The sequence below is a fragment of the Acinetobacter sp. YZS-X1-1 genome, from assembly GCF_000804305.1.
In the GTDB taxonomy this organism is placed as follows: domain Bacteria; phylum Pseudomonadota; class Gammaproteobacteria; order Pseudomonadales; family Moraxellaceae; genus Acinetobacter; species Acinetobacter variabilis.
The window spans coordinates 59,662-77,588 of record NZ_JWHB01000014.1; the positions used below are offsets into that span (position 1 = coordinate 59,662).

19 protein-coding genes are annotated in these 17,927 nt (G+C 43.6%); 11 read left to right on the top strand and 8 right to left on the bottom strand.

Annotation, left to right across the window (positions count from 1 at the left end; genetic code table 11):
- The first annotated feature begins 17 nt into the window (after positions 1-17).
- Together RJ01_RS09205 and rsfS are read left to right on the top strand one after the other, a co-directional pair.
- Positions 18-806: a hydroxypyruvate isomerase family protein gene (locus RJ01_RS09205; protein WP_034170849.1), complete on the top strand. Its 789-nt coding sequence runs from the start codon at positions 18-20 to the stop codon at positions 804-806.
- 81 nt (positions 807-887) lie between these two features.
- Entirely contained in the window at positions 888-1,289 is a 402-nt protein-coding gene (gene rsfS / locus RJ01_RS09210; RefSeq protein WP_004783634.1) for a ribosome silencing factor, read from the top strand.
- A 318-nt stretch (positions 1,290-1,607) separates the two neighbouring features.
- Here rsfS and RJ01_RS09215 read toward each other — a convergent pair whose 3' ends face one another.
- The 3 genes from RJ01_RS09215 to RJ01_RS09225 are packed head-to-tail and all read right to left on the bottom strand — an operon-like array spanning position 1,608 to position 4,519.
- A complete protein-coding gene (locus RJ01_RS09215; protein ID WP_005233873.1) occupies positions 1,608-3,053 on the bottom strand; it encodes an NAD(P)(+) transhydrogenase (Re/Si-specific) subunit beta in 1,446 nt (481 codons plus the stop codon).
- A gap of 3 nt (positions 3,054-3,056) precedes the next feature.
- Positions 3,057-3,380, bottom strand: a complete 324-nt coding sequence (locus RJ01_RS09220) for a proton-translocating transhydrogenase family protein (protein ID WP_004783638.1) — start codon at positions 3,378-3,380, stop codon at positions 3,057-3,059.
- A gap of 11 nt (positions 3,381-3,391) precedes the next feature.
- Complete coding sequence (locus RJ01_RS09225; RefSeq protein WP_034170850.1) at positions 3,392-4,519, bottom strand: Re/Si-specific NAD(P)(+) transhydrogenase subunit alpha; 1,128 nt, start codon at positions 4,517-4,519, stop codon at positions 3,392-3,394.
- 968 nt (positions 4,520-5,487) lie between these two features.
- Here RJ01_RS09225 and RJ01_RS09230 point away from each other — a divergent pair.
- Positions 5,488-6,675 (top strand): MFS transporter, encoded by a 1,188-nt coding sequence (locus tag RJ01_RS09230; protein WP_034170851.1) that lies wholly within the window; start codon positions 5,488-5,490, stop codon positions 6,673-6,675.
- 6 nt (positions 6,676-6,681) lie between these two features.
- Here RJ01_RS09230 and RJ01_RS09235 read toward each other — a convergent pair whose 3' ends face one another.
- Entirely contained in the window at positions 6,682-7,326 is a 645-nt protein-coding gene (locus RJ01_RS09235) for a HEPN domain-containing protein (RefSeq protein WP_034170852.1), read from the bottom strand.
- Positions 7,327-7,621: 295 nt separating this feature from the next.
- Between RJ01_RS09235 and dusA the strand changes: the two genes are divergently transcribed.
- The gene (gene dusA, locus RJ01_RS09240) at positions 7,622-8,644 is read left to right on the top strand and encodes a tRNA dihydrouridine(20/20a) synthase DusA (protein ID WP_034170853.1); all 1,023 of its coding nucleotides are present in this window, start codon (positions 7,622-7,624) and stop codon (positions 8,642-8,644) included.
- A 49-nt stretch (positions 8,645-8,693) separates the two neighbouring features.
- Here the strand turns inward: dusA and RJ01_RS09245 are convergent, their stop codons facing one another.
- Positions 8,694-9,206, bottom strand: a complete 513-nt coding sequence (locus RJ01_RS09245) for a hypothetical protein (protein ID WP_034170854.1) — start codon at positions 9,204-9,206, stop codon at positions 8,694-8,696.
- 222 nt (positions 9,207-9,428) lie between these two features.
- Positions 9,429-10,703 carry a bifunctional phosphopantothenoylcysteine decarboxylase/phosphopantothenate--cysteine ligase CoaBC gene (coaBC, locus tag RJ01_RS09250; RefSeq protein WP_034170855.1) on the bottom strand — a complete coding sequence of 425 codons (1,275 nt, stop codon included), beginning with the start codon at positions 10,701-10,703 and terminating at the stop codon, positions 9,429-9,431.
- Between the two features lie 113 nt (positions 10,704-10,816).
- Here coaBC and radC point away from each other — a divergent pair, with 113 nt between their 5' ends.
- Together radC and RJ01_RS09260 are read left to right on the top strand one after the other, a co-directional pair.
- Positions 10,817-11,512: a DNA repair protein RadC gene (gene radC, locus RJ01_RS09255; RefSeq protein ID WP_034170856.1), complete on the top strand. Its 696-nt coding sequence runs from the start codon at positions 10,817-10,819 to the stop codon at positions 11,510-11,512.
- Positions 11,513-11,583: 71 nt separating this feature from the next.
- Complete coding sequence (locus RJ01_RS09260) at positions 11,584-12,495, top strand: bestrophin family protein (protein WP_004783652.1); 912 nt, start codon at positions 11,584-11,586, stop codon at positions 12,493-12,495.
- A 76-nt stretch (positions 12,496-12,571) separates the two neighbouring features.
- Here the strand turns inward: RJ01_RS09260 and RJ01_RS09265 are convergent, their stop codons facing one another.
- The gene (locus RJ01_RS09265) at positions 12,572-13,423 is read right to left on the bottom strand and encodes a PHP domain-containing protein (RefSeq protein ID WP_034170857.1); all 852 of its coding nucleotides are present in this window, start codon (positions 13,421-13,423) and stop codon (positions 12,572-12,574) included.
- A 44-nt stretch (positions 13,424-13,467) separates the two neighbouring features.
- On the opposite strand from RJ01_RS09265, the gene RJ01_RS09270 reads away from it, so the two are divergent.
- Genes RJ01_RS09270 through mnmC form a run of 4 tightly spaced genes read left to right on the top strand, consistent with a single transcriptional unit; the run spans position 13,468 to position 16,881 of the window.
- Entirely contained in the window at positions 13,468-14,079 is a 612-nt protein-coding gene (locus RJ01_RS09270; RefSeq protein WP_005233839.1) for a septation protein IspZ, read from the top strand.
- 28 nt (positions 14,080-14,107) lie between these two features.
- Complete coding sequence (locus tag RJ01_RS09275) at positions 14,108-14,410, top strand: YciI family protein (RefSeq protein WP_004783657.1); 303 nt, start codon at positions 14,108-14,110, stop codon at positions 14,408-14,410.
- A 5-nt stretch (positions 14,411-14,415) separates the two neighbouring features.
- Positions 14,416-14,934, top strand: a complete 519-nt coding sequence (locus RJ01_RS09280) for a hypothetical protein (protein ID WP_034170858.1) — start codon at positions 14,416-14,418, stop codon at positions 14,932-14,934.
- A 39-nt stretch (positions 14,935-14,973) separates the two neighbouring features.
- Positions 14,974-16,881, top strand: coding sequence for an FAD-dependent 5-carboxymethylaminomethyl-2-thiouridine(34) oxidoreductase MnmC (gene mnmC / locus RJ01_RS09285; protein WP_034170859.1), 1,908 nt, complete (start codon positions 14,974-14,976; stop codon positions 16,879-16,881).
- A gap of 150 nt (positions 16,882-17,031) precedes the next feature.
- On the opposite strand, the gene RJ01_RS09290 is transcribed toward mnmC, so the two are convergent.
- Positions 17,032-17,346 (bottom strand): rhodanese-like domain-containing protein, encoded by a 315-nt coding sequence (locus tag RJ01_RS09290; protein ID WP_005233835.1) that lies wholly within the window; start codon positions 17,344-17,346, stop codon positions 17,032-17,034.
- Between the two features lie 91 nt (positions 17,347-17,437).
- On the opposite strand from RJ01_RS09290, the gene RJ01_RS09295 reads away from it, so the two are divergent.
- Positions 17,438-17,926 carry a YajQ family cyclic di-GMP-binding protein gene (locus RJ01_RS09295; protein WP_004783667.1) on the top strand — a complete coding sequence of 163 codons (489 nt, stop codon included), beginning with the start codon at positions 17,438-17,440 and terminating at the stop codon, positions 17,924-17,926.
- Position 17,927 lies beyond the last annotated feature (1 nt).

Genomic DNA, 17,927 nt, shown 5'->3' on the forward strand with positions numbered 1-17,927 from the left:
TGAGCAAGGAAAAGCCCATGACCAAACTCGCCGTTAACCTCTCCATGATTTTCACGGAAGTACCGCTCTTAGAACGTTTTGCCTTAGCTCATGCGCACGGTTTTAAGCATGTGGAAATCCAGTTCCCCTATGAACTGAGTATTGAGCAGATTCAGCAGCAGCTTCAGTTACATGATCTTGATATCTGCCTGATTAATGTGCCTGCTGGTGATCTGATGCAAGGTGGACACGGTCTGGCCGGTATCCCTGGACAGGAAATCGAGTTTCGTCATGCCATAGAGCAAGCCATTCAATATGCGACTGCTCTGAATGTGCCGAGTGTCAATATTCTGGCCGGCAAACAGCCACTGGATTGTGACCTGCTTCCTTGCCTGAACACCTTGGCGAGTAATCTGAAAATTGCCTGCTCCATGCTCTCTGATTATCAGATTCAGCCAGTCTTTGAAATGATCAACGGTCAGGACATGCCACGTTTCCTGATTCAGAATGTGGCTCAAGCTCAGGAGATGCTGGAAGCGGTTAATCATTCTGCCTTAAAAATGCAATATGACTGTTATCATATGGCCATGATGGGTGAAGATGTACTGGAAGCCTTAAAAGAAAATATTGCAGAGATTGGTCATATTCAGTTTGCAGACTGCCCGGGGCGTCATCAACCCAATACCGCATCCATTCCATATTATGAGATTTTTCAATGGTTAGAGAATAGCCAATACAGTGGTTATGTCGCAGCCGAATATAAACCTCTGGGGACTTCGGGAGAATCCTTTGGCTGGAAAGAACAGTTCTTCCCGGAGTATGACTAAAGCGACGGAAGGTGCATTTGAAATTTTGGGCTAAAACCGCTATATTAGATCATGCATAATTGTTAGGAAATTATACTCCCTATGAATTTAGAACCATCGCCCAGCGCTTCTAATTCTCACGATCACACTATGAATTCTCATGCACAAGCAGTAAACGCATGCTTGAAAGTTGTACATGCAGCCCTCGAAGATGTAAAGGCTAAAGAAGTTGTTCAGCTTGATGTGGCTAGCATCAGTAACGTGGCAGATGCCATGGTGATTGCAAGCGGTACATCAACCCGCCATATCAAATCACTTGCAGATAATGTTGCTGAAGAAGCACGTAAAGCAGGTTTCCGTCCGCTTGGTATCGAAGGCGAACGTGATGCAGAATGGATCCTGATTGATCTAGGTTTTGTTGTAGTGCACTGCATGCTGCCTACAGCGCGTAAATTCTATGACCTAGAAAGCCTATGGCGCAATCCTGCAGATTCTGTAGCATAAATATCGAATATTCAAAAAAAGCGACCTATGTAGGTCGCTTTTTTATATCATTTAACTTGAATCAAACTAGAAATTTATGGATCAATAACTTTAATAAATTCGTTTTGCGATCAGATTTAATCATTCAGCCCATTTTTTAAACGTTTTATTGCAATTTTATCTAGACCAATTTTCTAAAAATAAAACACCGTAGCTAATTTTATTTTGTAAATCTTCCCAATTCATCTTTTATATAGGAGGGAGAATTTATCGGTGATTTAAATGGAAAAATCCCCCTTTTAAAAGGAGGATTTTAGATGATTCAGCGAATGGAAAGTCTTAGTGACCTGTACCATTAATCGCTTTGGTCATATCTTCCACAACTTTCTTCGCATCACCGAAAATCATCATAGTCTTGTCGTTATAGAACAGGTCATTGTCCAGACCTGCATAACCAGTCGCCATAGAACGCTTGATGACCATGATGGTACGTGCCTTATGAGCTTCCAGAATTGGCATGCCGTAGATCGGTGAGTTCGGATCGTCTTTTGCAGCCGGGTTTACAACGTCGTTTGCACCAATAACCAGTACTACGTCAGTTGCCGGGAAGTCCGAGTTGATCTCGTCCATTTCCAGGATGTCTTCATAAGGAACATCAGCTTCTGCAAGCAATACGTTCATATGACCTGGCATACGACCAGCAACCGGATGAATCGCAAAACGTACAGTCACGCCCTGCTCTTTCAGCAAGTTTGCCAGCTCTTTGACTGCATTTTGTGCACGGCCTTGTGCCATACCATAACCCGGTACAATGACAACGCTGTCTGCATTTGACATTAAGAAGCCAGCATCATCTGCAGAACCTGAACGGTAATTACGTTGCACTTGTGCACCCGCAGCTGCTGTCGGCGCAGCTGCACCACCCATTGCACCACCAAACAATACGTTGATGATTGAACGGTTCATCGCTTTACACATGATGTAAGACAGAATCGCACCTGAAGAACCAACCAGCGAACCTGCAACGATCAGCATGTTGTTTTCGAGTGTGAAACCAATCCCTGCTGCTGCCCAGCCTGAGAATGAGTTCAATAGCGAAACCACAACCGGCATATCGCCACCGCCTACTGGTGCAATCCATACCCAGCCAAATGCCAGTGCAAGACCAGTCATTGCCCAGAAAGATGTCATGCTACCTGTCAGGAAGAAGTGAATCCCTGCTGCCAGCATTGCGACAAAGATCAATGCCTGAACCGGTTTTACCCAGCCACCTGAAATGGTTTTTGCCCATTTCTTTGCAGCCAGCTTACCGTATGCAAATACAGAAGCAGTAAAGGTAATCGCACCCACAAAACAGCCCACAAACAGTTCAAACAGGTGAACCTTGCTCATTTCATGGAAAGTCACACCATTTGCAGCTAACAGGTCCGGACCCAATTCAACCAGCTTGTTGTTATGGATAATTGCTGCAACTGCAATCAATACTGCAGCCAGACCCACCAGTGAGTGCATAAGTGCCACAGTTTCTGGCATCTGGGTCATTGGTACAGTACGTGCACGCGCAATACCCACCACTGCACCCGCCGCCATGGCTGCAAGAATCATCCAGACTACCGGATTTTCAGCAACAAAGAATGTGGTCACCACAGCAATCGCCATTGCGATCATACCGTAACGGTTACCTGCAATTGCAGTTTTAGGGCCAGACAAACCACGTAGCGTTAAGATAAAAAGAACGGCGCCAATCAGGTAGAACCAATCCGCATACTCTCGAATAAATTCCATGTATTAACCCTCTTTTTTCTTTTGCTTAGGTTTGAACATTTCCAGCATACGTGCAGTCACGGCAAAGCCACCGAAAATATTAATGCTCGCCAGAAATACTGCGATTGCCCCCAGTACACTCACCACGTTAATGGTCTGGAAATCCACGCTGCCTTCAACGCCCACCATTGGCAAGCCAACAGTTTGAATCATTGCGCCCACGATAATGATCGAAGACAAAGCATTGGTCACCGCCATCAATGGCGTATGTAGTGCTGGTGTTACCCCCCAAACCACGTAGTAACCCACGAAGATGGCCAGGACGAAAATCGTAATTGTTTCAACCATGAGTCTGCTCCTTAACCACGTTTTAACAGCACTTGGCCGCCGTGAGTGACAAGTAGGGCTTTTTGAATTTCATCTTCCTGATTCAGGACAAAGTTCTTATCTGCATCAAAAAGTGTTTCAACAAAGTTATACACGTTACGTGCATATAGCGCTGAAGCTTCAGTCGACACCGTTGATGGAATATTCGGAACACCCAGAATCTTCACACCATTTTCAGTCACAACAGTTTCGCCGCACTTAGAACCTTCCACGTTACCACCTGATTCCACTGCCATATCCAGAATGACTGAGCCTGGCTTCATCTTGGCTACAGTTTCAGCACGGATTAAACGCGGTGCATCACGACCTGGTAACAATGCAGTGGTAATCACGATATCGGCATTCGATACCGCTTTATCGACAATCGCTGCCTGGTCTTTGATGTACTGTTCACCTGGCATCCAGCCATAACCGTTTTTAGCTGCTTCATCAGCACGTGCCTGCTCTTCAGGAGACATCGGTACGTCTAGCCATTTACCACCCAAAGACTCAACCTGATCTTTGGCAGTCGGACGAAGGTCAGTTGCTTCTACGACTGCACCCAGACGTTTCGCTGTTGCAATTGCTTGAAGGCCTGCTACCCCGACACCCATGATCACGACACGAGCCGGTTTTACCGTACCTGCCGCTGTCATCAGCATTGGGAACATGCGCTGATATTCAGCAGCAGCTAAAAGCACTGATTTATAACCTGCAAGGTTCGCTTGCGAAGACAATACGTCCATGTTTTGCGCACGTGACAGCGTACGTGGCAAAAGCTCAAGAGCAAATGCAGACACATTCTGTGCCGCGAACTGGTCAAGCTCGGTATTGCGGTATGGGTCAAACATCGCTACAACCGTGGTGTTGGCTGACAGCTTTTGAATTTCCTCACCCTTCGGTGCACGAACTTTCAAAACTATCTGGCTACCGGTGTAGGCATCATCCGTAATTTTGGCACCAACTTGCTCATAGGCACTGTCGATGTAGGCAGCTTTAACACCTGCTCCACGTTCGATCACCACACTATGACCAGCGCTGATCAATTTCTTTACTGTCTCAGGCGTCGCAGCGACGCGATTTTCACCGACGACAGTTTCGGCTGGAATTCCAATCTGCATGAGCGTCCCTCAAGCTAATTTTTTCTTAAGTAAACACCGTGATTTACAGTGCTTCCCCTCAGGATGTGTTTTTGTTGAATTTTTGGATTCTAATTAAACTTCTAGAAATTACTACCTATTATTTATTTAATAAATACCCATATTTTGAACTGACGATTCATAAAAATGATGCTGTCATATAGCATTTATTAGTTAAGCCTGATTATTTTGATTTGCCGAATTTATAAACGATATTCATTCTCTTGAACGATGACTGTTTTCCTGGCTATTTTTTATTAGATTACTTTTTGTTTTATTTTGTTACATTGATCATTCTGACAGATATTTCACTTTTTCTACTCAGCAAATCTTTATTTCAAATGAACTGATAAAGCCTAAATTAAGGCACTTTTCTAGGGCAGCTTTCTGTTTTTGACCTTTTTGACAAATTTAATCTACTTTGAACTATTCATTTTTAAGAACTAAAAATACTGTTTTCCTATAACTTTTTCATTTTTCACTCATAAAAAATATGAATTGATGATGAAAAAATTGATTTGGGATTCCCTTATTTGACTTATTCAGCTCAAGTCTTAAGACTTACCTGAAATAGGTGAAAAAAATATTCTGCAACATTTATTATATTAATACTCAGTCCACTGTCAGATTTACAAATTCCTCATTTTGCACCAATTTTGGGCAATCACTGATTCAGATTGATCTCTGTCACTTGGTCTTAAATGAGATGACTTAATACAAAGCGCTTCCAAGTCCATTTTCTCAAGTGAAAAAGTTAAATTTCTAGCGAATTTTCATCTCTTATCAATCCAGAAAAGTACTTTTTTGTGGCATTTCTCTTCTATGAGTTCAAGCACTTTGCACTATTTTTCTACTTTTATCCTGATGGATTTTCGCCTATAGTGCCTGCAACTTATGCATCATCTTTGATGTGCTTTATAAAAATTCTCCCTGAGCTTAAGGTACTTGCCATGACTCCTCCTCTCGATATCAGTCAAAATAAATCCCTGTTATGGCTGATGGCGATCGCATGTGGTTTATGTGCAGGTGCAAACTATTATTGCCAACCGCTCATCTCCTCAATTCAGCAATATTACCAGGTACCAGAATCCCAAGTGGCGCTGACCGTGACCTTTGCGCAGGTGTCTTATGCCTTGGGCCTGCTGTTTATTGTGCCTTTGGGAGACATGCTGAATAAGTCCAGACTCATTCCTTTTTTGATGTTTGGTGCCGCATTAGGCTTGCTGATCTGTGCCACAGCAGTCAATCTGCCGATGCTCTGGGTGGGAACTATCATTGCCGGGCTATTTTCTGTTGCTGCCCAGATTCTGATTCCATTAGCTACGATGGCTGTCCGACCTGAAAAAACCGGAGAAGTGGTCGGTTTTCTTATGAGTGGCTTATTAGTCGGTATCTTATTGTCGACCAGTATTGCCGGACTTCTTTCAGACCTGTTTCACTGGAAAACCATTTATGCGCTCAGTAGTATGGCACTGCTGGTTTTGGGCTTTTACTTAAAAGAACAATTGCCCAGCATGCCGCGTATGCGTATCAGCTATGCAGCAATTTTTAAATCCATGGGTATGCTACTGCGTGAGGAACCGCGACTGGGCTTACGCTCCCTGATTGGTGCATGTGCCTTTGCAGCCATGAGCATGCTGTTTTCAACCATTGCCCTGCTGCTGACCCAGAAACCTTTTCATCTTTCTGATGTGATGGTGGGCCTAGTAACACTAGTTGGTGTTTTTGGTGCGCTGTCGACTCAGGTTATTGGCAAATGGGCGGATCGTGGCTATATCAAGATCCTGACCTGGATTGGCTGTTCAATTTTGGCAGGAAGCTGGCTATTTTTATATTTTGGTGGCGTGTCCCTGCTCAGTTATATTCTAGGTTATGCCCTGATTAACTTAGGCCTGGCGATTACTCATAGCTGTAATCAGAACGTGATTTTCCGCTTGCGCCCGGATGCCAAATCACGACTAAACTCGATTTACATGACGCTGTATTTTATTGGTGGTGCCTGTGGTTCAGCTCTGGGGGTTTATGCCTGGCATCATGGTGGCTGGAGCATGACCTGTCTGTTTGGACTTGGCTTGGCACTATGCGCCACCCTGTTTGCACTAATTGATCAATGGCAGCAGCATCGAGCAAAAGCTTAAACAAATTTAGCTGACTTGTACGACTGGGTAATAAGGTTTACCCGAATCCCAAGTTGCTGCATTTTCCAAAAGAATGCAGATAAAAGTGGGCAGCAACCCGGCCAAAACCCGGCAACTGTCTTGGAGCTGTTTGACGTTAAACGAGCTCTGATAAGTCACACCGCCCTGCATAAGCTGATAATGCAAGGTGGAAAAACGGTTAAAAATCACCAATAAAATTTCACTTAAATTTCGTTCCTGTACAGCCTTTTGTATTTTCTGCTTTTGCTGGTCTAATGCTTCACGGCAGCTTTCCAGACTGACTTTATGATGGCGATAATCCCAGAAACCTTGATCGGTATAAGGGCTATCCAGCAGTGCAGAAATTGGCTGGTTGTATTTCTCCCAGACAATATGCTGAAGTTTTTGTTCCACATCTTTTTGACAGAGGGTTTCCAGAAATTGATGCAGGCTTTGTTGATCCTGACGAACCTCTGTTTCTTGTGCATAAATCGAATTAAAACTGATCCACAGGCTAATAAACTTAAACTCTAGTTCCTCATCCAGCTCTAATGCTTTTTTAAACCAACTAAGTCCCCGTTGAATCCGTAAATTAAAATAGTCTGAATGTTGAGGTTTTTTGCTTTTATAAATCTCCTCCAACATGAGCATCGTTATTCTCCTTATTTATCTCGTTTTCTTTATCTTAATCTTAAATATCTCAGAATATAGCATTGCCGAATGACTGGGAGTTTATTTTTTCAATTCCCACAATTTCTCTTGTTAAATATCTTTATTGGAATAACAGTTATAGATCCTCATGCAGTTCAGCCTTTGATCATGCAAATTTTATGCTAGTATTACGCCCTCTTTTTACAGTACTGCTTTTTTTGAGCAGATTTCCAGCAATTCCTGCTCATTCTTGTACTGCTATTACTCTTCCATTTCATTTAAGGCGTGATTTTGAATGACTGATCTCAGCACCATTGAAAACAAACTTCAACCTCGCATCAGTGTTGCGCCGATGATGGACTGGACCACCAAAGACTATCGTTTCTTTGCGCGCCTGTTTAATCCAAATGTCATTTTATATACCGAAATGGTGACTACGGGCGCCATCATTCATGGCGATGCTAAACGTCATCTGGACTTCAATAAAGAAGAATATCCGATTGTGTTACAGCTCGGCGGTTCCAATCCTCAAGATCTGGCAACTTGTACTAAAATGGCTCAGGACTGGGGTTACAATGAAGTTAACCTGAATGTCGGCTGTCCGAGTGACCGAGTACAGAATAATAAAATCGGTGCCTGCCTGATGGCCGAACCTGATCTGGTCGCAGAATGTATTGATGCAATGCGTAATGCCGTGGATATTCCAGTGAGTGTGAAACACCGTATTGGTATTGATGACATGCATTCTTATGAAGAAATGCTGCATTTTGTGGATACGATCGCCAAAACCGGTTGCGATAACTTTATTGTGCATGCCCGAATTGCTTTACTCCAAGGTCTTTCACCTAAAGAAAACCGTGAAATCCCGCCACTGCGCTATGAAGATGTTTACCGTCTGAAACAGGACCGTCCGGAACTGACCATTGAAATTAATGGTGGAATTAAAACCTATGCAGAAACGCTTGAACATCTCAAGCATGTTGATGGCGTGATGATTGGCCGCGAAGCCTATCACAACCCGTACCTGTTAGCTGAGCTGGGGCAACTATGGAATCTCGAAGCACCGGACCGTTTTGAGATCATGCAACAGATGCTGCCTTATATTGCCCAACGTATGGCTGAAGGTGCCCCCTTGTCGATTATTACCCGTCATATTTTAGGTTTATTCCAAAATTTGCCAGGTGCACGTAAATGGCGCCAGGCTTTAAGTGGCGGCAATGCCAAAACGTTAAAAGATGTAGAAACAGCATTATTGAATATTCAGGAAGCCATGCAGCGCACTGAAGATTATCTGCGTGAACATCAAGTTCAGCCTTAAAATCAAAAAGCACCGAGATCCGGTGCTTTTTTATGACCTAAAATAAAAATTAGTGGGTGTAGGCCGTAATATTTCCGACCGGAATCGGTTCTTCATCATAGGAAGCCGCTTGCAGGACAGGTTCTGTAACTGGACGGACATCTGGCCCTAACTCAATACTGGTAGGTTCATTCACAGGTTCCGGATCATCGAGTGATGAAGCAAGCTGTTCCAGCTCACGATCCAGTTGCTGACGATATTTCTCAATCTCGATTTCATCGATAAAGGCAAAGGCATCCTCTTCAATGGCCCAGCTATAACCACCATTGACCTTTGAAATTTTGACATTAATGGGATATTCATTTCCCTGATAATTCAGATGTGAAACTGCATCAAACTCATTGCCTTTGCGATGGCGGATTTTTACATTTACCACAGTCAAACGATAATGCTGATAATTCGGATTGGCATTAAATTCTTGCTGCATTTGTCCTTGAATATTTTTGGCCAGTTCATCAATCGATACAAAATAGCTGCATCCAGCCAGACAGGCGATCATCAATATCATTATGATTTTTTTCATCCCGCCCCCTTGTGTTCTCTCACTGCTTTACAGATGTGTAAAACTTTTCATCTTTGGATTATTCTGTGATCCATTTTATACTTTTTTTAAATAAATGAATAAATAAATCCTTAGTATATAAAGTCGTTTTTATTTTTATGTTGTACTGGTTTTTTAACTTCATTGTAAAAAATCCTATAAAAAAGCCCTGAATCAGTCAGGGCTTTAACCGTCATTGAAAACTTAAAAATCATCTTCTGCAGCAGGATCATGATGCAAGGCATCATGGATCGCTTCAACCAACTGCTGGGCAATTTCCTGTTTAGAGGCCTTGTCCAGATCACGCTTATCCAGATGATAGTGTTCGGCAAAGAATACCGTCATGGCATTTTCATCGGATGCAAAGCCAATATCCGCACGCGAAACATCATTGCAGGCAATCATATCCAGTTTTTTAGCCACCAGTTTGCCCGCTGCATATTCTTCAATATTTCGGGTTTCTGCAGCAAAGCCCACCATAAATGGACGTTTTTCCTGCTCTGCAATAGTCGCCACAATATCCGGATTCTTTATTAAAGCGACATTCAGTTCATCGCCTGCTTTCTTGATCTTATGCTCGGCTACCTGTGCGACCCGATAATCAGCTACTGCAGCGGTTGCAATGAAGATGTCACAGCCCTGCTTGAGCATTTGCATGCTTTCATTCAGCATTTGTACTGCAGAAGAAACATTCTTACGTTGCACGCCATTTGGGGTGTCCAGACTGACCGGCCCTGCTATCAGGGTCACATTCGCTCCAGCTGCATAACAGGCTGCTGCCAATGCAAAACCCATTTTCCCGGTACTATGGTTGGAAATATAACGTACCGGATCAATCGCTTCACGGGTTGGACCAGCCGTAATCGTGACTTGCTTACCCGCCAGCATGCCAAATTTTTCTGCAATCGCGCGCTGAGCTTTATGAAAATATTCCGTGACCTGACGTGCCAGATCTTCCGGTTCCGGCATACGCCCCAAGCCTACATCACCACAGGCTTGTGAACCAGCATCCGGCATAATCACATGCACGCCATCTTCAATCAAAGTCGCAAGATTACGCTGTGTCGCTTTGGCAGCCCACATCTGCTGGTTCATGGCTGGTGCGATCCAGACTGGTGCATTAGTTGCCAGATACAAAGTGCTCAGCAAATCATCTGCAAGACCTGCAGCAAATTTTGCCAATGTGTCACAACTGGCTGGTGCAACTAATAACAGATCAGCCCAACGTGCCAGCTCGATATGCCCCATGCCCGCTTCTGCTTCAGGATCCAGCAACTCGGTATGTACCGGATTGCCTGACAAAGCTTGAAAGGTCAAAGGAGTAATGAAAGCCTGTGCGCCTTGAGTCATGACAACCCGCACATTAAACCCGGCATCTTTCAGACGGCGAACCAGAATGGCACTTTTATAGGCAGCAATACCGCCAGTGACTGCTAAAATGATATTTTTATGAGGAATTACACTTAGATCAAAGCTCACGAACAGCTTACCTTTCTGTTGCAGTGGGGCTCACAATAGCATTAAATAATTGCATTCCCAAGAGATCAGCTTCAGGGAAAACTCATAATTCATAATAAATAAGTCTAATAACTATGCAATTTTCAATCAAAAACTGGCCTGAACTGGAACGGCCGCGGGAACGTTTAATTCAATATGGAGCAGAAAGTTTATCTGATGCGGAACTACTCGCCATTTTTCTCCGATCAGGTTCACAACAGCACTCGGCCGTAGAATTAGCACGGCTACTGATTCAACATTTTGGCCATTTAACTGCTTTACTCGATGCACCCTTAAAAGAAGTCAGTCAGTTTCATGGCATGGGTATTAGCAAATATACTCAACTGATGGCGGTTAAAGAATTAGGACGGCGTTATACTGCCGAGCATCTTAAACAGGATGCCTTAGAACTAAGTAATTCAAAAAGACTGCGGGATTATTTACGTTTCGAATTATTGGGTGAAAATCAGGAAGTGTTCGCGGTCCTGTGTCTGGACGCCAGTTTAAGGAAAATTTCATTTAAAAAGCTGTTTTATGGCTCTGTGAATGCATGTGATATTTCGATTAATCAGTTGCTCAGATATGCCATTACCCAACAGGCAACTTCAATTGTAATTGCGCATAATCATCCCTTGGGCCAAGCCACTCCTTCCAAGGCTGACCTGTATCTGACCCGCCAGATTCAGCAGGCATGTCGACTGGTCGATATCCGTTTAATTGATCATTGCATCATTGCTCTGGAAGGCAGTTTTTCCTTTGCTGAGCAGCAACTCATCAAACCTGAAGTCTAAGGGGGAATAGCACTTGACAAAGCAGCTACAACTCAAGAAGATCATGAAAAAAATTGTGATGATTCCAATAAATGATCGTACGTGACCAGCAGAACGTTTTTAAATTATTATTTTCCTGGCGAGGAACGATTTTACCTAAGGTTTTACCTCCTTTAGGCGTGGTCATGCTGATTTCAGCCATTATTGGTGGTTTTTCACGTGTAGGTTATTTCCATTTTCCAGAACTCCCTCTCGTCGGCTTTACCCTCATCGGCGTAGTGCTGTCTATCTTTCTCGGCTTTAAAAACACCGCCTGTTATGACCGCTGGTGGGAAGCACGTAAACTCTGGGGTATTCTGATTGCCAATGCACGTCATTTTGACCGTGACTGCCGGATGTTGTCGCAAGGCCGTCGTGAACGTGTGATTCAGCACGTCATCGTTTTCGCGAATGTCCTGCGTGACCGTCTGCGCCATCAGACAGCCAATCCGACTGAGCTGGTGGAAACCAGTGGAATGAGTCAGCAGGCGATTACCCAGCTTTATCAACAGGCCAATGCCCCACAATATACTTTAAGTCTGATTCAGTGGGAGCTGATGCAAGCTCTTAAAGAAGGTGAAATTTCCGACATCATTTATATGCAGATGAATAATCATGTTGCGGAACTCAGTATTGTGCAGACAGGTTGTGACCGGATTGCGACGACTCCTTTACCTTTTGCTTATTCGGTTCTGCTGAATCGTACTGTTTATTTCTTCTGTTTTATTCTGCCGTTTAGCCTTGGTGCAACCTTAGGTTTATTCACCCCTTTTCTGGTCGGCATTTTAGCTTATACCTTCCTAGGACTGGACGCTTTAAGTTCAGAAATCGAGGAGCCTTTTGGTACCCAAAGCAATGACTTACCACTTGATTCTATGGTTCGTACTATTGAAATTGAACTCTTGGGAACTCTAGGTAAACCGACGCCACCACCGATTCAAGCTCAAGATAACAATTTGCTTTAATAGCTTACCTCTCTTATCCAGAGAGAATTCCTTCACGTTGGGATGGGTAACAGTGTTGCGACTACTGCTTAACTCATTAAACAAAACTCTCCCAGATCCCGATCTGCCCTGGTTTTAGGCTTGGGACTTGGCCTAGTTTAACCCATGGCATATTGTCGCCATGAAAATCACTTCCTATTGATACTTTAAGTCCTTGCTCTGCAATCATCCGGTCAACCATCTGACGGGTTGAACTTGGATCGATGGCGGGCGGTAGCTCCACTGCATCTCCACCAAACTTGGCAAAGATCTCGATCAGATAACGAATATTGGTCGCCGATAAATCATAACGGGTTGGATGAGCCAGCACGGCAAAGCCACCGCTGTCATGAATCACCTGAATGGTTTCTTCCAGACCCAGACCATCAAATTTGACATAGGCCTTTTTACCTTCCTTGATGTACTTATCAAAGGCCTGTTGGGGGCGGGTCACAATGCCTTTTTCTACCAGCGTTTTGGCAATATGGGTTCGGGTAACCCGATCAGGAATATTATCAACTTTGGCAATCACGTCAGCATAAATATCCTGACCAATTAAAGGAACCAGAAGATCACAGATCTGCTTAGAGCGTTCAGCACGAATGATTTTCTGCTGATTGAGGGCTTTTTGTAACGGCTCAGGATTCTGAACATTGAGTGCCACAATATGCACACCATAATTTTTCTTGGTCGCTGGACGTGACCACTGGCTGGAAATCTCGACTCCAGAAATTATCTTAATCTCATGATTTTTGGCAGCTTCTTCAGCCAGCACCAAACCGTCCATGGTGTCATGATCAGTTAGGGCCAAAGTATGGATGAATTTGCCCACAGCCGCTTCGACCAATTGCTGAGGACTCAAAGTTCCATCAGAAATATTACTATGTGTATGTAAATCTACGCCGTGCATCTCTATACTATGACATTTATTTGATCAGATTTAGATACTCTAACATGAAAGCACTTTTAGACTTTGTGCCACTCATTATTTTCTTTTATTTATATAAAACTGTAGATCCAAAAGACACTGACCATCAACTTTTACAATTGATCGGTTCTGCGGGGGGTGTCGACAATAACAATATTCTCGTTGCAACTACGGGTCTGATCATTTCCATGCTGGTGGTCTATGGTGCGTTATTTGTCATGCAAAAATTCCGCCTGGACAAACAGCAATGGATCGTTCTGTTTATGACGGTGATCTTCGGTGGTATTACCTTGATGCTCAGCGACGATTTCTATATCCGTCTTAAAGCTGTATTACTGAATCTGGTTTTCGCTGGTGTCTTCCTGTTATCGCCATGGTTTAGCAAAGATAAGAAGCCTCTCATCCAGCGCCTGTTTGGCCCGGTATTTAATTTGAGCGCCAAAGGCTGGCTTAAATTGAACTATGCCTGGGTCGGTATGTTTACTCTCATGTCATTTCTGCATACATTCTTTGCTTATTTATGGATGGATGGAAAATATTGGGGCGAATTTACTGCATTCGGTGACATGATTGTGATGTTTTCCTTTATCATTATTCAGTTTATTGTATTGCGCAAATACTTTAGAACAGCTGAATAAGTCCAACTACAAACGATAGAGAGTCATCATGCCATTATTCGTCGTTAGCTGTACCGACCGGGAAGGTACAGTTGAAAAACGCCTTGCGATTCGTCCACAACATCTTGCACGTCTGGAACAGTTAGATGCTGAAGGTCGTCTGATTGTTGCAGGTGCCATGCCTAAAGATCCAGCCAATCCCCAAGCCGGTTTCTATGGCAGCACCATCATCGTTGATTTTGACAGTCGTGAAGCACTGGATGCATGGTTACAGGATGAGCCATTCCTGAAAGAAGGCGTATACGCGCATATTGATGTGAAACCATTTAATAAAGCATTTCCTAAAGGATAAGGTTCATGCGCGCTGTTACCGCCAGTTTCATTGGCTTTTGTTTCATGATTCCTTCTGCCTGGGCTGTTGAAGTTTCTGCTCCAGTTGCCCCGGCTACACAGCCAGCAGCTACTCCTGTCCAAGCTGTTACCACACAAGCACCTGCTCAGGGCGCTTCTGCACAGCAGGCTGGAATTATTCCAGCAGTTGCAACAACTGCTCAGACTGTTCAGCCGACTGCGAAAAAGCCGCTCACCGCAGAAGAAATTGCCAAGCAGAAAGCCCAGCAAGATGCCAAAGTCAAAGCTTTAGTCAAAGATCAGGCAACGCGTCTACAGCAACTGGAAAAAGCCAATCTGGAAGCCCTGTCACAAAATCAGGAATTGCAGCTCAAGAACGACAATCTCGGGGTTCAGGTACAGGTCCTACAAAGTGAACGTAGTGCCCAGATGTTTCTCTACGGTGCTGCAACTTTGGCAGTCGGTGTATTACTTGGCTTTCTGATAGCGAGCTATGTTTATACCAAACGTCGCCGTCAGTGGTAATCTATAAGCCGTCCAAATATCTTTAAGGTTGTACCCGTTTTGTCGCATGCAATTCAAACTGCCGATCTGGATTGGCAATTGGTGGATGGCATTGATGTGCCTGTGTCCAAGCAATTTGGTGATGTGTATTTTTCCAAAGACAATGGATTGCTGGAAACCCGGCATGTCTTTTTAAATGGCAATGAACTTAGTACCCGTCTGGCCGATTTAAAACCTTTTGCATATTTCTGTGTCGGTGAAACGGGTTTTGGTACGGGTTTAAATATTCTGGCGTTATGGCAACTCTGGCAACAGGTTCGTCCGGATAACCAAAGCCATCTGCATGCGATTTCAGTAGAAAAATTTCCGCTTTCTAGAGCAGATTTAGTCCGTGCCTTAAATGCCTGGCCAGAATTGAAACCGCTAGCAGATCAACTCATCTCCCAATATCCAATGCCGATTGCCGGTTGTCATCGGCTCAGCTTTCCTGAAGAGCGTTTCAGTCTGGATCTGTGGCTGGGAGATGCACATGATGTCTTTCCTGTCATTGAAAAAACTGCACCTGTTAATGCCTGGTTTCTGGATGGCTTCGCACCATCATGTAATCCAGACATGTGGGAAGAAAATGTTTTAAATAACATTGTGCGTTTATCCGAGATCGGAACAACTTTTGCTTCTTTCAGTGTTGCGGGTGTCTTAAAGCGTGGTTTAAAACGACATGGAATCTCCATTTCCCGTCCACGTGGATTTGGCCATAAACGTGAGATGCTGAAAGCGATCTGGAATCCTGTTGAAGAAAATAAAGACAGTGAAACGGTTTTAGAGCTGGAAATTGCTCAGAAAAAAACTGAACCAGATCTAGAGAGTCCTACCAGACCTCGTCAAATCGCTGTGATTGGCGCTGGAATCGCAGGTTTAAGCGCAGCATTGACATTCGCTCAGCGTGGTCATCAAGTCACGATTTACGACCAGTCAGCGCCTCTTTCAGGCGGTTCCGGCAATCCCCTTGCCCTGCTTAATCCTAAACTGTGTCCAGTTGAGCAAAGTGCTGAACATCTGATGACGGTGGCCTGGCAGCATGCCTTAAATCATTATCAGAAATTTAAAGCTTTTCGCTCAATTCAGGTCAATCAGCTTGCCTTAAAAAATCCTGAACAGCTTTTAGGATTGGTAGATGAATATCCCGCAGACATTCTTGCTGCTCAAAGTGCAACAGACCAAGAGATTCAAACTGAATTTCCAGCTTTAAAGTTGTTAGCAGCGGGCACAGTTTCACCTCATCAACTGCGTGATGAAATTTTGCAGCATCCTATTATTCAATATGTACAGGCTAAAATTAACCGTATTGAAACTACTACTCAACCTGAGTTATTTGCAGATCAACAATCCTTAGGCAAGTTTGATCACATCATTGTATGTACCGCACGTGATACCCAGCAATTCTTTAAAAATTATCCACTCCTGAAACCGATTCGTGGACAGGTTAGCTGGGTCAATAATCACGATCAGCCCCTAAATCAGGATACAGCCTATAGTTATGGCGGTTACTGTATGCAGCTCAATCTCGAACAACTGATTTTGGGTGCTTCATTCTATCCAGGCCGGGATGATGCAGAAGTCTTAGTAGAAGATCATGTGCATAATTATGAACTTATCCACAGTGTCTTTCCTGAATATGCACAGTTATTACCCTCTACCGAAACCTGGCAAGGTCGAGCAGCAGTACGCGCCCAGAGTCAGGATTATTTTCCCTTGCTCGGTAAGATGAATGTAGATCAAGAAGTTTACAGTTTTGCGGGTCTTGGCTCTAAAGGTTTTCTATTTGCACCACTGTGTAGTGAAATTCTGGCAGCCCAGATTTTGGGAGAAGCCTGCCCCGCACCTTCAAACTTGGTAAAAAAACTCGACGTAACACGTTTTCAAAAGAAGGTAAAAGCCAAGAAGCCTTATTTTAAGCCTCAAAATTAAAGAGCTCCTCCCTTTAATAAAGAGTGAGGAACACTGTTCCGCAAGGGAGGAAGTTTTAGAAAGAGTTTAATTCCCTCTTTAAAAAAAGGGGCTTTGAAGAAATCTAGACAACAAAAAAGCGCCCTTAGGCGCTTTTTTTCACAAGGTCAATTATGCACCTTGTTCCAGTGGCATACCTGCATCACGAGCAGCACGAGTACCACCCATCAGGATGACATATTCACGTGAGCTGTCAAAACCTTCTAACTTTTCAGCTGCACGTGGAGCTTTACTCCCACCACCACATAAAATGTAAATCGGTTGATCCGCTGACACCTGAGTCAGGCTATCTGCTGAAAGATCGTTAATGGGCTGATTGACCGCCCCTTTCACGTGTGCTTCAGCATAAGCACTTGCATCTCGTACATCCCAGATTACAGCATTTTCTGGGAACTCAAATGTTGTAATTTCTTGTTTACGGATCATTGCGCACTCCTTTGATGTAAACAACACTTGGCAAATGAAGAAAACATCCCTAGCATCTCAGATATTCTTTCCCTTTGTAAAGGTCTAAACTATGCCTTCTTTCGATATTGTTTCTGAATTAGAAATTTTTGAAGTAAATCATGCAGTTCAAAATACCCAAAAAGAGATTGCAACCCGCTTCGATTTCCGTGGACAGGATGTTTCTATTGAACTGAATGAAAAAAACAAGGAAATTAAAATTAGCACAGAAAGTGATTTCCAATGTGAGCAAGTGTATACCATGCTGGAAAACCATTTCTTCAAGCGTAAAGTGGATATTCAGGCACTAGATCCACAAAAAATGACCGCTTCAGGCAAAAATGTAGTTCAAGTGATCAAGCTTAAAGATGGCCTTGACTCAGATACGGCGAAAAAAATTAATAAGGCCATTAAAGAAAGCGGCATTAAAGTGCAATCTTCTATTCAGGGCGACAAGATTCGTGTGACTGATAAAAAACGCGATACCTTGCAACAAGTGATGGCATTCCTGAAAGAACAACAATTCGGTCTGCCTTTACAGTTCAATAACTTTAAAGACTAAG

Excerpts from the sequence above, each read along its gene's own strand:
- RJ01_RS09205 (WP_034170849.1), top strand. The coding sequence starts at position 18 with ATGACCAAACTCGCCGTTAACCTCTCCATGATTTTCACGGAAGTACCG.
- rsfS (WP_004783634.1), top strand. The coding sequence starts at position 888 with ATGAATTTAGAACCATCGCCCAGCGCTTCTAATTCTCACGATCACACT.
- RJ01_RS09215 (WP_005233873.1), bottom strand. The coding sequence starts at position 3,053 with ATGGAATTTATTCGAGAGTATGCGGATTGGTTCTACCTGATTGGCGCC.
- RJ01_RS09220 (WP_004783638.1), bottom strand. The coding sequence starts at position 3,380 with ATGGTTGAAACAATTACGATTTTCGTCCTGGCCATCTTCGTGGGTTAC.
- RJ01_RS09225 (WP_034170850.1), bottom strand. The coding sequence starts at position 4,519 with ATGCAGATTGGAATTCCAGCCGAAACTGTCGTCGGTGAAAATCGCGTC.
- RJ01_RS09230 (WP_034170851.1), top strand. The coding sequence starts at position 5,488 with ATGACTCCTCCTCTCGATATCAGTCAAAATAAATCCCTGTTATGGCTG.
- RJ01_RS09235 (WP_034170852.1), bottom strand. The coding sequence starts at position 7,326 with ATGCTCATGTTGGAGGAGATTTATAAAAGCAAAAAACCTCAACATTCA.
- dusA (WP_034170853.1), top strand. The coding sequence starts at position 7,622 with ATGACTGATCTCAGCACCATTGAAAACAAACTTCAACCTCGCATCAGT.
- RJ01_RS09245 (WP_034170854.1), bottom strand. The coding sequence starts at position 9,206 with ATGAAAAAAATCATAATGATATTGATGATCGCCTGTCTGGCTGGATGC.
- radC (WP_034170856.1), top strand. The coding sequence starts at position 10,817 with ATGCAATTTTCAATCAAAAACTGGCCTGAACTGGAACGGCCGCGGGAA.
- RJ01_RS09260 (WP_004783652.1), top strand. The coding sequence starts at position 11,584 with ATGATCGTACGTGACCAGCAGAACGTTTTTAAATTATTATTTTCCTGG.
- RJ01_RS09265 (WP_034170857.1), bottom strand. The coding sequence starts at position 13,423 with ATGCACGGCGTAGATTTACATACACATAGTAATATTTCTGATGGAACT.
- RJ01_RS09270 (WP_005233839.1), top strand. The coding sequence starts at position 13,468 with ATGAAAGCACTTTTAGACTTTGTGCCACTCATTATTTTCTTTTATTTA.
- RJ01_RS09275 (WP_004783657.1), top strand. The coding sequence starts at position 14,108 with ATGCCATTATTCGTCGTTAGCTGTACCGACCGGGAAGGTACAGTTGAA.
- RJ01_RS09280 (WP_034170858.1), top strand. The coding sequence starts at position 14,416 with ATGCGCGCTGTTACCGCCAGTTTCATTGGCTTTTGTTTCATGATTCCT.
- RJ01_RS09290 (WP_005233835.1), bottom strand. The coding sequence starts at position 17,346 with ATGATCCGTAAACAAGAAATTACAACATTTGAGTTCCCAGAAAATGCT.
- RJ01_RS09295 (WP_004783667.1), top strand. The coding sequence starts at position 17,438 with ATGCCTTCTTTCGATATTGTTTCTGAATTAGAAATTTTTGAAGTAAAT.